15 protein-coding genes are annotated in these 13,382 nt (G+C 31.4%); 14 read left to right on the top strand and 1 reads right to left on the bottom strand.

What is annotated here, in order from left to right:
• Window positions 1-73 precede the first annotated feature (73 nt).
• From DQN38_RS03540 to DQN38_RS03475, 14 genes are all read left to right on the top strand, one after another.
• Window positions 74-2,131 (top strand): UvrD-helicase domain-containing protein, encoded by a 2,058-nt coding sequence (locus DQN38_RS03540; RefSeq protein ID WP_002849133.1) that lies wholly within the window; start codon window positions 74-76, stop codon window positions 2,129-2,131.
• Window positions 2,128-2,964: a tRNA pseudouridine(55) synthase TruB gene (truB, locus tag DQN38_RS03535; protein WP_042960616.1), complete on the top strand. Its 837-nt coding sequence runs from the start codon at window positions 2,128-2,130 to the stop codon at window positions 2,962-2,964. The genes DQN38_RS03540 and truB overlap by 4 nt, the downstream gene beginning before the upstream one ends.
• Window positions 2,948-3,175 carry a carbon storage regulator CsrA gene (csrA, locus tag DQN38_RS03530; RefSeq protein ID WP_002849131.1) on the top strand — a complete coding sequence of 76 codons (228 nt, stop codon included), beginning with the start codon at window positions 2,948-2,950 and terminating at the stop codon, window positions 3,173-3,175. The genes truB and csrA overlap by 17 nt, the downstream gene beginning before the upstream one ends.
• Entirely contained in the window at window positions 3,172-3,912 is a 741-nt protein-coding gene (locus DQN38_RS03525; RefSeq protein WP_065843720.1) for a 4-(cytidine 5'-diphospho)-2-C-methyl-D-erythritol kinase, read from the top strand. The genes csrA and DQN38_RS03525 overlap by 4 nt, the downstream gene beginning before the upstream one ends.
• 212 nt (window positions 3,913-4,124) lie before the next feature.
• Entirely contained in the window at window positions 4,125-4,580 is a 456-nt protein-coding gene (gene smpB / locus DQN38_RS03520) for an SsrA-binding protein SmpB (RefSeq protein WP_002849128.1), read from the top strand.
• Window positions 4,581-4,597: 17 nt separating this feature from the next.
• Entirely contained in the window at window positions 4,598-5,194 is a 597-nt protein-coding gene (locus tag DQN38_RS03515; RefSeq protein WP_065843721.1) for a thioredoxin domain-containing protein, read from the top strand.
• Entirely contained in the window at window positions 5,184-5,483 is a 300-nt protein-coding gene (locus DQN38_RS03510; protein WP_011731924.1) for an ATP-dependent Clp protease adaptor ClpS, read from the top strand. Before DQN38_RS03515 ends, DQN38_RS03510 begins: the two co-directional genes overlap by 11 nt.
• Window positions 5,483-7,681: an AAA family ATPase gene (locus DQN38_RS03505; protein ID WP_065843722.1), complete on the top strand. Its 2,199-nt coding sequence runs from the start codon at window positions 5,483-5,485 to the stop codon at window positions 7,679-7,681. Before DQN38_RS03510 ends, DQN38_RS03505 begins: the two co-directional genes overlap by 1 nt.
• Complete coding sequence (locus DQN38_RS03500; RefSeq protein ID WP_011731923.1) at window positions 7,678-8,532, top strand: RsiV family protein; 855 nt, start codon at window positions 7,678-7,680, stop codon at window positions 8,530-8,532. Before DQN38_RS03505 ends, DQN38_RS03500 begins: the two co-directional genes overlap by 4 nt.
• Window positions 8,529-9,191: a leucyl/phenylalanyl-tRNA--protein transferase gene (gene aat / locus DQN38_RS03495; protein ID WP_002849121.1), complete on the top strand. Its 663-nt coding sequence runs from the start codon at window positions 8,529-8,531 to the stop codon at window positions 9,189-9,191. The genes DQN38_RS03500 and aat overlap by 4 nt, the downstream gene beginning before the upstream one ends.
• A 45-nt stretch (window positions 9,192-9,236) precedes the next feature.
• Window positions 9,237-9,677 (top strand): flagellar basal body rod protein FlgB, encoded by a 441-nt coding sequence (gene flgB / locus DQN38_RS03490; protein WP_042960060.1) that lies wholly within the window; start codon window positions 9,237-9,239, stop codon window positions 9,675-9,677.
• Window positions 9,678-9,686: 9 nt separating this feature from the next.
• The gene (gene flgC / locus DQN38_RS03485; protein WP_002849120.1) at window positions 9,687-10,181 is read left to right on the top strand and encodes a flagellar basal body rod protein FlgC; all 495 of its coding nucleotides are present in this window, start codon (window positions 9,687-9,689) and stop codon (window positions 10,179-10,181) included.
• 3 nt (window positions 10,182-10,184) lie between these two features.
• Window positions 10,185-10,472 carry a flagellar hook-basal body complex protein FliE gene (gene fliE / locus DQN38_RS03480; RefSeq protein WP_011731921.1) on the top strand — a complete coding sequence of 96 codons (288 nt, stop codon included), beginning with the start codon at window positions 10,185-10,187 and terminating at the stop codon, window positions 10,470-10,472.
• Window positions 10,472-12,292, top strand: a complete 1,821-nt coding sequence (locus tag DQN38_RS03475) for a peptidoglycan D,D-transpeptidase FtsI family protein (protein WP_024305147.1) — start codon at window positions 10,472-10,474, stop codon at window positions 12,290-12,292. Before fliE ends, DQN38_RS03475 begins: the two co-directional genes overlap by 1 nt.
• Here DQN38_RS03475 and hemH read toward each other — a convergent pair.
• Entirely contained in the window at window positions 12,284-13,228 is a 945-nt protein-coding gene (hemH, locus tag DQN38_RS03470; protein WP_002849117.1) for a ferrochelatase, read from the bottom strand. The genes DQN38_RS03475 and hemH overlap by 9 nt on opposite strands.
• Window positions 13,229-13,382: the final 154 nt, after the last annotated feature.

Genomic DNA, 13,382 nt, shown 5'->3' with positions numbered 1-13,382 from the left:
TATCCGAATTCATTAAAAACTTTAAAAGTTTTAGTATGATATAATGATTAATTAAATTAGATAAAGCGATACTATGGATAATCTACTAGACTCTTTAAACAAAAGCCAAAAAGAAGCAGCCTCACATATCGATGGCGCTATGTTAATATTAGCAGGAGCTGGAAGCGGCAAAACTAAGACTATTACAACTAGACTAGCTTACTTAATCAGCGTAGTTGGCATAGACCCGTTAAATACATTAACACTAACATTTACAAATAAAGCAGCAAGCACTATGAAACACCGCGCCTTGTCTATGTTAAACTCAAATATCAGCTCATCTCCGCTTCTTTGTACTTTTCATAAATTCGGTCTTTTGTTTTTAAAATTTTATATAAATGAGCTAGGTAGAAAAAATAGCTTTGTCATTATAGATACGGATGACAAAAAAAAGATTATAAAAGAGTTTGAAAGTAGTGTTGCCGCCTCAGTTATATCAAACGAAATTTCAAAATACAAAAATCTGCTTTTAAGCGTAGAAGATGTTATAAGTAGCTCAAAACTAAACGCAGAAAATCAGTTTATGAAAACAAATTACGAAAAAATAGCAAAAGCATACAAACTATATGAAGAGTATTTAGCCGCAAACAATCTTGTGGATTTTGACGATCTTTTAGCTCTTACATATAAAATTTTACTAAATAATAACGACCTTGCAAATGAGATTTCAAATAGATATAAATATATAATGGTAGATGAGTATCAAGACACAAACGACCTTCAGTATAAACTACTAAGAAAATTATGCGAGTGTCATGAAAATCTAGTAGTAGTAGGCGATGATGATCAAAGCATATATGGCTGGCGCGGTGCAAAAATAGAAAATATTTTAAATTTCAAAGATCAATTTAATAACGTGAAATTAATCAAACTTGAAGAAAACTACCGCTCTACTCCGTCCATCTTAAAAGCTGCAAATGAGCTTATAGATCATAATCGCTCAAGGTTGGGAAAGCAGCTATTTAGTACTAAAAAAGACGAATATCCGATTCAAATCATAGAAAACGGCGATGAAAATATAGAAGCAAGAGTTATAGCGGGTCAAATTCAAAAATTATTAGGATCTGGTGTTAAAGCAGATGAAATAGCAATATTGTATAGAGTAAATGCTTTGTCTCGTAGCCTTGAAGATGGTTTAAATAAAGCTAGAATTCCATATAAAATGGTGGGCGGAGTTAAATTCTATGAGAGAATGGAGATAAAAGATATAATTAGCTATTTAAGACTTATATTAAATCCAAACGATGATTTTTCTTTAAACCGCATAATAAACCGACCAAAAAGAGGTCTTGGGAAAGTAAGCCTTGCAAAGCTTGAAAAATTTGCTTATGAAAATAAAACGTCTATTTATAACGCTATATATATGATAGATGATGATACGATAGGAAAAAAATTGAGAGTCGTTTTATTGGATTTTGCAAATGAGTTAAAAGAGTTAAGCTCATTAGCTCCAAACAATCTGCTAGCAAATTTAGAAAAAAGTTTTGGTATAAAAGAGTATTATAAAAATTTACCCGACGGGGTAGATAGAGTAGCAAATATAGACGAGTTTTATGCGCTTATAAAAGATCAAATACAAAATGATGAGAGTTTTGCTTTAGAAGAGTTTTTGAATGAGCTAGCTTTAGAAAGTGAGCAAGATAGAATAAGCGATGATGCGATATCTATTATGAGCGTGCATGCGAGCAAAGGACTTGAGTTTGAACATCTTTTTGTTATAGGGCTTGAAGAGGGATTTTTTCCACTTATTGGCGATGGAAGCGATATAGAAGAAGAGAGAAGGCTTGCTTATGTAGCTATAACTAGAGCAAAAAGCGGATTAAATCTTTCATTTTCAAACTCAAGATTTTACAAAGGTCAAAGAGCAAGACTAAATAAATCGAGATTCTTAAGTGAAACAGGACTTTGTGAAGGTTCGCTTAAACTTGAAACTAGTAATGAGTTCAAAAAAGGCGATCTCATCAAACATAAAATTTTTGGTATCGGCAGAGTTATGGAGATAACAAAAATAAAATCTGAATTTAAATTAAAAATCAACTTCGCAGGAAATATAAAAGAGATAATGTCGAGTTTCGTGGAAAAAGTCGTATGAAAGATAATCGTCTTTTTGTAGCAAATAAGCCTTCTGGAATTTCAAGCAACCACTTTTTAAGCAGATTAAAACGCAAATACGGCATAAAAAAAGCAGGATTTTCAGGTACGCTTGATCCTTTTGCAAATGGAGCTCTTATCATAGCTTTTGGAGCTTATACAAAACTGTTTAACTATCTAGAAAAAACTCCAAAAACTTACGTTGCCACTCTTTGGCTAGGAGCAAACTCGCAAAGCTTAGATAATGAAAATATAAGAAGCGTATGTAAATTAAAGCCATTTGCTATGGATAGTATTGATATTGTAATGAAAGATTTACAAGGCAAAATCACCTACGTACCTCCTAAATTTAGTGCTAAAAAAATAGACGGGAAAAGAGCCTACGCCCTTGCTAGAAACGGTGAGGAATTTGAAATGAAAAGTTCTGTTATGGAAATTTTTAACGTAAAACTTATACATTATTGTCACCCGTTTTTAAGTTTTGAAATTTCACTTAGCGAGGGCGCTTATGTTAGATCTTGGGCAAATTTATTTGCTAAAAGACTCGGAGTAGATGGCACTCTAAGCGCATTAAGAAGAGTTAGCGAAGGACGATTTAAATTTGAAAATGAAAAAGCTTTAGATCCGCTTGAGTTTTTAAATTTAGCACAAAATAGTTATCTTGGAAATGAAGATAATATAAAAGACGGCAAGAAACTGGATATAAACGAGTTTCAAATAAAAACAGATGGCACTTATTACTTAATTTTTGATAATTTTTTTAGCATAATAAAGATAGAAAATGGTGCTGTTTCTTACTGTTTAAATAAGGTAGAATATGCTTATACTAACTAGAAAAGACGGCGAAAGTATCAAAATAGAAGGCAACATAGAGATAAAAGTAATCCAAACGCTAAAAAATGGTGTAAAAATCGGTATAGAAGCGCCAAAAAATGTTATGATACTAAGAAGCGAACTTATAAATGAAATAGCAAATTCAAATTTAAAAGCTAGTTTGGTAAATAAAAACTCACTAAACGAACTTAGCAAAAAGTTTCAAAAATGAGAAGTTACGCTAAATTAAATATATTTCTAAAAATAACTGGTTTTAGAGGAAATTACCATGAAATTCGATCAAGATTTATACTGTTTAAAGGTATTTTCGATGAGATTGAATTCGTAAAAAAAACCAGCGATGAGTTTATACAAAATGACAAAATACAAAACAATATTATTAAAAAAGCAAGAATGGAGCTAGAAAAACTCGGATTTAAAAACGAGCTTGACGAGTTTTTCAAATTTAATCAGGTAAAACTGACAAAAAACATTCCTATCGGCGGCGGACTTGGAGGCGGAAGCGGAAACGCCGCAGCGTTTTTAAATTTAGCAAATGATAATTTAAATTTAAATATACCAAAAGAAAAGCTAATCCAAATAAGTAAAAATATAGGAGCGGACGTACCATTTTTCTTAAGCGGATTTAACAGTGCAAATGTAAGCGGAATCGGTGAAATAGTGTCTGTATTTGATGATGATATCCCAAAAATAGACATCATAAAAAGTAAAATATTCTGCTCTACTAAAGACGTTTTTAGCAGATACAAAAAGTACTTTTCTAAATTTGATACTGATTTAGCACTAAATTTAGAAAAACTAAGCTCAAAAGAGATATTAAATTCATATAAAAATTATGAGTTAAACGATCTATTAAAGCCATGCATTAAATTATATCCGGATTTAAAAATATCTCAAAACGAATTTCTTAGCGGAAGTGGAAGTACAAAATTTAGGCTATCTATATAGATATATTTTTGAGCTTTTGTTTTAAATTTAAAATATTATTTTGATATACTCATTAAACTGTAATAATATATGAGTATTATACTTAATAAACAGCTGAAAATATCGTTTTATAGAGTTTAAATCAGCTTGAATCATATATTTTATTTAACAAAATTTTAGACTAATCTGCTATAATTATAATAATTTAAAAGAAAATTATCAAAGAGAGTTTTATGTCCAAAGATCTAGCGAGAAATAAAAAAGCATTCCACGACTACGCCATATTAGAGACGTTTGAAGCAGGGATAGCATTAAAAGGTAGTGAAGTAAAAGCTCTTAGAGCAGGCAGAGCGAATCTTAAAGATAGCTTTGTGCGCATCATAAGAGGAGAACTGTTTTTACTAAATGCTCATATAAGCTATCTAGATACGACAAACTCATACTTCAGACCAGATGAAAGAGCTCCTAGAAAACTGCTTATGCATAGACGCCAGATAGATAAATTATTTGGAAAAGTCAGCACCGATGGACTTACTATGGTTGCTTTATCGCTGTATCTAAACAGCAAAAATATAGTAAAAGCCAACATTGCTCTTGCAAAAGGTAAAAATCTGCACGATAAAAGAGAAGCCTTAAAACAAAAAGAGGCAAATATCGAAGCAAGATCTGCTTTAAAAAAATATATTTAAATTTAAAAGGAATATAAATGAAGAAATTAACACTTATACTTACATTTTTAACACTGTTTTTAGTCGGCTGCTCTACTCAAAAAGAGGAAGAAACAACTAGTTTTACTCCATACAAAACAGGAGATAAGATAGAGCTAACTAGCGTAATAGGATCAAAAACGACTCTAGTTAGAACGCAAAACGGATTTAAGTTAAAAGATAGCGATAAAATAGTAATGATAGATATCTTTGGTACTTACTGCGTTCCTTGCCAAAAAGAAGCGCCGCATCTTATGGATTATCAGCTTAAAAACAGCGATGATTTTATGATTATCGGACTTATATATTTTGAAAATATCGATGATAAAGGCATTGTAGAAAACTTCTCTAAAAAATACAATGCGTACTATTTTATATCAAATTCAAAAGAAAACCCTAGAATTGTTGATCAAATTTTACATGATATAGATTATAAAAGAGCGCTTCAAATTCCATTTAAAGTAGTATTAAAAAATGGAGTATATCAGACTTTAAGCGACACTTTAGGAGATAGCAAAACAAATAAATTCTACCTAGGTGAAGTTTCTACTGCAGTTATCAGCAAAGATGTAAGCAGGATAAAAAGTGCAAACTAAAAAAAGCAGTATCACAAAGACTAAAATAAAAGATTTTAAGCCTAACTTGTTTAAAGTAATGCTTTTAAACGATGAAGTTACGACTATGGACTTTGTTGTTATGATACTTATAGATATTTTTAATAAAAGTAAAAATGAAGCTATAGAATTGATGTTAAAAATCCACCAAAGCGGCAGAGCAATATGCGGTATATACACAAAAGAGATAGCACAAACTAAACAGATGGAAGTTTTAAACCTTGCAAAAGCAAACGGTTTTCCACTAAAATGCGTTATAGAAGAAGAGTAATGATACAAAACAACTTAGCAAAATCAATAAAACAAGCAAATGAGCTTGCCATTTCAAAATCTCACGAATATATAGGAGTTGAGCATATACTTTACGCTCTTACTTTTGATACGGAGTTTTTAAAAACTCTTTCGTCTTTAGGAGTTAGCGATCCAGTAGCTCTGAGAAATGATTTAGTAGGACTTATAGACCAGTTTCCAAGACTAGAATCTCCAAAGCCTCCTGTTTTAACATATAAGTTAAGCGAAATTTTAAGCAGCATAAAAGAAGAGGAAATTTTTGACGCCGAGGACTTTTTAGAGGAAATTTTAGAAGATAAAAGCTCAAGCGCATATCAAGTACTTAAATTTCATGGTTTAAATGATGAACAAAACGATACAAGTCAATTCGTTTCGAATTTAAACGATATGGTAAAAAACTCAAAGATAGATCCTGTTATAGGACGCGAAGAGGAGATACAAAAAGCTCTTGAAATACTATGCCGCCACAAAAAAAATAATCCGATTTTCGTAGGAGAAGCAGGAGTAGGTAAAACAGCAATAGTGCAAGGAATAGTTCAAAAAATAGTAAACGGCAAAGTTCCGGACAGACTAAAAAATAGCATTATATTTAATCTCGACGTTAGTTCTTTGATAGCCGGCGCAAAGTATAGAGGAGAGTTTGAAGAGAGATTAAAAAGTATAATTTCCAAACTCAAAGAGAACAAAAATCATATAATATTTATAGATGAAATTCACTCGATAATGTCTCAAAATAGTTCAAATGAAAATAGTCTGGATGTAGCAAATATATTAAAACCGCATCTTGCAAACGGCGATATAAGATGTATAGGAGCTACAACTTATAGCGAGTTTAGAAATTTTAACAAGGATAAAGCCTTACTTAGAAGATTTAATAAAATCGATGTTAGCGAGCCAAATCCAGATGAGTGTTTTTTGATACTAAAAGGGCTTAAGTCTACTTACGAAAAGTTTCACAACGTAACTTATAGCGATGAAATTTTAAAGCTTAGCATAGAGCTTGCAAAAAGGTACTTAAGTGATAAATTTCTACCAGACAGCGCTATAGATATCATAGATGAAACCGGAGCCAAACTAAGCATAGCTAATCCAAATAAATTGAACCTAAAAGATGAAACGGTGTGGAGCTACGCGATTAACGTTGATGATGAATTTGATAACTTAGAAGCCATAAAAAATGAAGCAGAGAAAAATAATTCTAAAAAAAGAGTTTTAAAATCTGACATACTAAATACCGTATCAAAAATGGCAAATATATCAAATTTAAATGAAAATAGCGACAACACTAAAATCTTAAAAAATTTAAAAGCAAATTTAAAAGCAAAAATATTTGGTCAAGATAGCGCTATAGATGCGTTAAACGATGCTCTTATCTCATCTTACGCCGGATTAAACGAACCAAATAAACCAATTGGAATATTTTTATTTACAGGAAGTAGCGGTGTAGGAAAAAGCGAGTTGGCAAATGAGTTGGCAAACTCATTAAATGTCCATTTTGAGAGATACGATATGAGCGAATATATGGAAAAACACAGCGTTTCAAGGCTCATAGGAGCACCTCCTGGATATATAGGATTTGAGAGCGGCGGATTACTAACAAATATGGTAAAAAAACATCCTTACAGCGTTATACTATTTGATGAAATAGAAAAAGCTAATGATGAGATGATAAATATATTCTTACAAATTTTTGATAGTGCAAGTCTCACTGACAATAGTGGAAATAAAAGCGATTTTAAAAATACTATTATTATAATGACATCGAATTTAGGCACAAAAGAGCCAAATACTCTTGGGTTTAACAAAAATTTAAGCGATAAAACAGATAAGGCCGTAAAGGGATTTTTTAGCTCTGAGTTTAGAAATCGTATAGATAAAATAATACGATTTAATGATCTCAGCAAAGATATTTTAGAAAAAATAGTTGAAAAAGAAATTTCAAATTTAGAAAAAATGGCTAAAAAAATAAAAATAAATTTAAGTAAAAAAGCATTAAATGAGATTATAAATCAAGGATTTAGTGACGAATACGGAGCTAGAAATTTAAAGAGAGTTATCAAAGATAGTATAAATAGTTCTATCTCAAAAGAGCTATTATTTGGTAGTTTAAAACGCGGTGGAGAAGTATATATCGAGTTTGATGGAGAGTTTAAATTTGATTTCAAGGCAAACAAATGAGACTACTTTTACTTTTGTCTGTTATGTTTGGCTTGATTTTTGGAGTGAATTTTAACGGCGAGTTTATATATGCGGCAAATAAAAATTATCAAATTTATATACATGATTTTGGTATAAACGGTTTGGTAAAAGGGTGCGGAGATGATAATGACGACGAAAAGATAGATCTAAACAGTTACATTTTTTACGTAGGCAACAAAAAATATTACGGTAAAAAAGAAGGTAGAGAGATACATTTTGCACCTATAGCAGTAGTTAGCTATAATGACTCAAACGTAACTGTAAAGATGTTATTGAAAAAAACGGATATTCCTATTATCAAAAAGATGGATATAGATGCGATTAGTTATTATGATGAAAATACGTGCTATATAAAAAGCGAATTTCGAACAGATAAAGATACAAATGAAACAGAGTTAAGTGCACAAAAACAAGCAAATTTTTCATCTCTTAGTTATATTATCTATCTTGATGAAAATATAACGACATATCAAACTTTTGTGTCAAATTTCAACGGAGTCCATCCAACTTTTCATATTATAAATAGAGTTGTTGATGCAAACGCGAGTGCATTTGATATAAGAAGTGTTTATGATCTAAACAAAACTGAACTTATAGAAAAGCTAAAAAATAGACTACTTACTAAATTTAAAATAGACAATAATATCACAAATGACGACGATGCAAAAGCTGAATTTTTTGATTTTGACGCAATAGAATTCAACGATAATTTTGCTATAACAAAAAACGAAATTAGCTTTTATTACTCGCAATGCGAACTTTTACCGTGTATAAATGATGGAATAAGCGTATCTTTTGATTTTAAAGAATTAGAGAACTACAAAAAATGAAATCAAAATTTCCAAATCCAAAACAAGCACCCAAAGACGCTCCTTTGGCATTAGGTGGCGATCTTAGCGCAGATACTTTATTAGACGCATATAAAAACGGTATTTTTCCTTGGTTTATGAATGGTGAGAACATACTTTGGTGGTCACCAGATCCTAGGGCTGTATTTTATCCAGATAGTGTAAAAATACATAAGAGTATAAAGCCGTTTTTAAGAGATTATAAGGTTAAATTTGATACCGACTTTAAGAAACTCATAACTCTTTGTAAAACACAAAGAGAGAAAACGGAGCCGACATGGATAAGTCAAGATATCATAACAGCATACTCAAATTTATATGATTTAGGATGGGCGCATAGCGTAGAAGTATATAAAAATGATGAATTAATAGGTGGATTGTATGGAATCATCATAGGTAAAATATTTTGCGGAGAGAGTATGATAAGTATCAAACCAAATGCTTCTAAAGTAGGTCTGATAAAACTTTGTGAAGCATTAAGACCGTTTGACTTTCTTATAGACGCTCAAGTTATGAACTCTCATCTTAAATTTATGGGGGCCAAAAGTTTGGCAAGAGAGAGATTTTTAGATGAATTAAAAGAAAAGATATCAAAAAAATCCGGATTTAATTCATTTAAAGATCTAAATTTAGAAAATTAGGAATAAATTTTGCTTATTAAAGACTATAAGTTCAAGGAGATATAGATGTATGCAGGTTTTTCGACAAGCAAATCAAAACAGCTAGTAGAAGCTGCTCTAGAAGGCAGAGTACTTCGCCAAAAGCTTATAGCTAGCAACATAGCAAACATTGACACTCCGTTTTATAAATCTAAAGATGTTGATTTTGAATCAGCGTTGATAGCTAAAAAAAATGAAATTTATAACAAAAACTCAGGAGAGCCAAAACTTGAACTTGCAGTAACAAACGAAAAACATTTTCCGGCTTTAGATTTTCCTAGCAACAAACAAGCAACAATCTATTTAAGAGACGGTCATACAGCAAGAAATGATGCGAATACCGTCGATCTTGATGTTGAAACAACAGAGCTTGGAAAAAATGCTCTAATGGTTCAAGCGCTTGATTCAGCAAGTAAAAAACACGGTGAGATATTTAAAAGCGTAATTGACGCAAGCGGTAAATTATAAGGATAAACGATGGCATATTTAAGTGATTTTGATATAAGCGGATACGGTCTTAGCGCACAACGTTTTAGAATGAATGTTATAAGTTCAAACATTGCAAATGCTAATACGACAAGAACTGCTGAAGGAGGTCCTTATCGTCGCAGAGAAGTTATATTTAAAGCTATAGAATTTGATAAAGAGTTAAACAAATCTATAAATTCAAAAAATGACTTTTTAAAAAATGAAAATCCATTAAATGATCCAGATGCTCCGGAATTTCCAAAACCGGCTCTTATGAGTGTCGTAGTAGATAAAATTGTTCGAGATGATAAGGACTTTAAACTAAAATATGATCCGACTCACCCAGACGCAGACGCAAAAGGTTATATAATGCTGCCAAATATTAATCCCGTTATAGAAATGGCCGATTTAATAGAAGCAACAAGAGCTTATCAAGCAAATGTTTCAGCATTTCAAAGCGCAAAGAGTATAGCAACTAGCGCAATAGAGTTACTAAAAGGATAATTTATGAATATATCTGAGATTTCAAATTTAAATCAAACAACAGAGCAGACTAAGCAAAAAGATGGTGCTGGTAGCGGCTTTTCAGATATGCTAAATAAAGCTTTAAGCGACTTAAATGATGTTCAAGAAAAAGCAGATAAAGCAGTAGCAGACTTAGCCACAGGAGAGGTAAAAGATCTTCATCAAGCAGCTATAGCTATAGGAAAAGCGGAAACTAGTATGAAATTGATGTTAGAAGTAAGAAATAAAGCTATAAATGCATATAAAGAAATCTCAAGAACACAGTTGTAATGAGCGGATATCAAAGCCAAAGCAAGATCTATGTAATCTTCAGCTTTATAGTTTTAGGAATTATACTATTTTTATTTGTAATATTTTATAGAGCTTTGTTAGATAGAAAGCTGCCAAAGCTACAAAGTAGTGATTTTGATAGCGCTCTTAGGGGCTCAATCATATCAAAAGACGGTTTTAGTATAGCTAGTAGTCAAAAATTATACAAAGCTATGGTGGATACTAGAAACATAGATCCAAACAAAAAAGAGCTTTTTATAAAATTATACACACTCTACAGCGGTGATGATCCAACCAAAATCAGAAAAATACTTAGCAAAAAAGGCGTAGTAACCTTATCGTATGAAATAGACGCAAAAGGTGCAGCGTATCTCAAGGAGCTAGCTAGAAAATTATACAAAAAAAAGGTATTCATAGCATATCAAGATCCAAAAACAGGAATAGTCGCAACTCAAGGTATGAGCATCGTAGAAAGTGGTGAAAAACGTATATATATGGCAGAAGATACTCTTACTCCAGCCATCGGCTACATAAAAAAGATAGAACAAGACGGTATAACCAAAGTAGAAGGAGTAAAAGGTATAGAAAAAGTATATGACAACCTGCTCTCATCTACGCAAGATGCGATTACAAAAGGTCCAAGAGATCTGTCAAACACTATTATACTATCTGGTGACGCAGAACTCTCAAAACGAATTGACGGGTATAATGTGGTTTTAAATACTCCATTGAAACTCCAAAAAGTAATAGAACAGATGGCAACACAAAAGCTAAACGATCTCATAGCAAAAGAGGTTGTTATAGGAGTTATGGAGAGCAAAACAGGAAAAATCATCGCATTAGTTTCCACTTCAAGATATAATCCATCAAATATCACAATAAATGATTACCAATCATTAAATTCAACCGCAAGCGAATACGCTTATGAAGTAGGTTCGGTCATGAAACCAGTCATTTTCTCTTTGTTACTTAGAGAAAATAAAGTAAATCCGCTAGAGATCATAAATACATATGGCGGAAAGTATAAACTCGGCCAAAGAACAATAACAGATAGTCATAAAAATGATTTTTTAAGTGCTGAAGATATAATAGTAGAATCATCAAATGTGGGTATGATACAGCTAGTTGAGAGATTAAGTGAAATAGATCTATATAATGGGCTTTTGGATTTTGGATTTTCTAAAAAAACAGGAGTTGATCTAAGCTATGAACAAGTTGGATTACTTCCATCTATAAACGAACTTAGAAATAAAACATACAAATCTACTGTTAGTTATGGATATGGACTTCAAGCCACATTTATGCAACTTTTAAATGCTTATAACACTATAAATAATAATGGAGTTATGATAACACCGCAAATCGCAAGTCACCTAGAAAAAAACGGTAAAATATATGCTATAAAGGAGCAAGATATCAAAACTATTTTACCTATAGAAACTGCTAAAATTATGAAAAGAATACTTATAAAAGTAGTCGAAAGCAACAAAGGCACAGCTAGAAAAGCGCGTATACAAGGACTTAGTATAGGTGGAAAAACCGGAACCGCTCACATAGCTACAAGTGGAGGCTATAGCGATAAACGATATAATGCAAGCTTTTTTGGATTTGTTAATGATATAAGCGGAAATAACTATACAATAGGCGTATTAGTAAGAGAGCCTATGAAACCATATCCTTACTATTACGCCTCATGGAGCGCTTTACCGATTTTTAAAAACACCGTTGAATTAATGGTAGAAAATGGTTATTTAAAACCGGCTATAGCATCTCCTAAAATAGATCAAAACGAGCAAGATAACAGAGATATATTAGACTAACTCTTTAACTTTATAAGCTATATAATCAACAAAAGCTTCACTATCATCAGGAGCTTTCACAACTTCATAGTAGTCAAACTCTTTTTGATCTGCTATTTTTCTATACTCGATATCTAGTTCAAAATCCGTTTCTGAGTTATCTATACAAAAACTAATCGGATAAATAAGTGCTTTTTTGCTTTTTAAATTTGATAAAACTTCGCTTAAATTCGGACCCAGCCATTCAACAGGCCCCAATCTTGATTGATAAGCTAAACTAATAGAATTAAACTTAACTCCATCTTTAGCCAACATATCTGAAATTATTTTTACATGTTCATTAGTATGAGTTTCATACAAGTCGCCTTTTTCGATTATTTTTTTCGGAAGTGAATGAGATGAAAATATCAGATCGATTTGACTTGAATTCATTTCAGCAATCTTTTCTTTTATACTACTTGTTATAATTTTATTATATCTTTCATCCTTATAAAAATAGTTTATAACTTTTATATTAGATTTTATACTAAGCTCTTTTATAGCTCTGTTTGCGGAATCCAAACTAGATACTATAGTAGTTCTTGAATGATGAGGATATAATGGAAATAGCAGTATTTCATCGGCGTATTTATACTTTTTTAAACTATCTATAGCAAAAGGAGGTGTATAGTTCATAGCATAATCAAAAGTAAGATTTTCATTTCCGAATTTAATATTTAATTTATCAATCAAAGATCTAGTGATATCTCCTATAGGAGATTTGCCGCCTAACTCCGTATAGTTGCGTGTTGCACTTTTTAGTCTCATTTTAGTTATAAGCCAAGCTAGCACTGAGCGAATTTTTCTATTTTTTATACCCAAAATATATGGATCGTTAAACATATTTTTCAAAAATAGCTCAACTTGACTTAAATCATCAGCTCCGCCCATATTTAGTAGTATTACAACTTTTTTCATATATTCTCCTTGAATCGTATTTTATCATAAATGTTCAAAATAAATATAAAATTGTGTTAAATAAAAGTAGCATAAAATAGTAAAAATAGCATAAATTTAAAAGTATAAAAATAAAAAAGTATAAAAGCAAACCCCAAAAAGGAGTCTGCTTTAG

Origin of the sequence: Campylobacter fetus subsp. fetus, from assembly GCF_900475935.1 — a bacterium.
In the GTDB taxonomy this organism is placed as follows: domain Bacteria; phylum Campylobacterota; class Campylobacteria; order Campylobacterales; family Campylobacteraceae; genus Campylobacter; species Campylobacter fetus.
Note: the sequence above shows the minus strand (reverse complement) of the source record. Positions and strands in the feature narration are given on the sequence as shown.

What these genes read in the sequence shown, in the direction of transcription:
- DQN38_RS03540 (WP_002849133.1), top strand. Translation starts at nt 74, where the DNA reads ATGGATAATCTACTAGACTCTTTAAACAAAAGCCAAAAAGAAGCAGCC.
- truB (WP_042960616.1), top strand. Translation starts at nt 2,128, where the DNA reads ATGAAAGATAATCGTCTTTTTGTAGCAAATAAGCCTTCTGGAATTTCA.
- csrA (WP_002849131.1), top strand. Translation starts at nt 2,948, where the DNA reads ATGCTTATACTAACTAGAAAAGACGGCGAAAGTATCAAAATAGAAGGC.
- DQN38_RS03525 (WP_065843720.1), top strand. Translation starts at nt 3,172, where the DNA reads ATGAGAAGTTACGCTAAATTAAATATATTTCTAAAAATAACTGGTTTT.
- smpB (WP_002849128.1), top strand. Translation starts at nt 4,125, where the DNA reads ATGTCCAAAGATCTAGCGAGAAATAAAAAAGCATTCCACGACTACGCC.
- DQN38_RS03515 (WP_065843721.1), top strand. Translation starts at nt 4,598, where the DNA reads ATGAAGAAATTAACACTTATACTTACATTTTTAACACTGTTTTTAGTC.
- DQN38_RS03505 (WP_065843722.1), top strand. Translation starts at nt 5,483, where the DNA reads ATGATACAAAACAACTTAGCAAAATCAATAAAACAAGCAAATGAGCTT.
- DQN38_RS03500 (WP_011731923.1), top strand. Translation starts at nt 7,678, where the DNA reads ATGAGACTACTTTTACTTTTGTCTGTTATGTTTGGCTTGATTTTTGGA.
- aat (WP_002849121.1), top strand. Translation starts at nt 8,529, where the DNA reads ATGAAATCAAAATTTCCAAATCCAAAACAAGCACCCAAAGACGCTCCT.
- flgB (WP_042960060.1), top strand. Translation starts at nt 9,237, where the DNA reads ATGTATGCAGGTTTTTCGACAAGCAAATCAAAACAGCTAGTAGAAGCT.
- flgC (WP_002849120.1), top strand. Translation starts at nt 9,687, where the DNA reads ATGGCATATTTAAGTGATTTTGATATAAGCGGATACGGTCTTAGCGCA.
- fliE (WP_011731921.1), top strand. Translation starts at nt 10,185, where the DNA reads ATGAATATATCTGAGATTTCAAATTTAAATCAAACAACAGAGCAGACT.
- DQN38_RS03475 (WP_024305147.1), top strand. Translation starts at nt 10,472, where the DNA reads ATGAGCGGATATCAAAGCCAAAGCAAGATCTATGTAATCTTCAGCTTT.
- hemH (WP_002849117.1), bottom strand. Translation starts at nt 13,228, where the DNA reads ATGAAAAAAGTTGTAATACTACTAAATATGGGCGGAGCTGATGATTTA.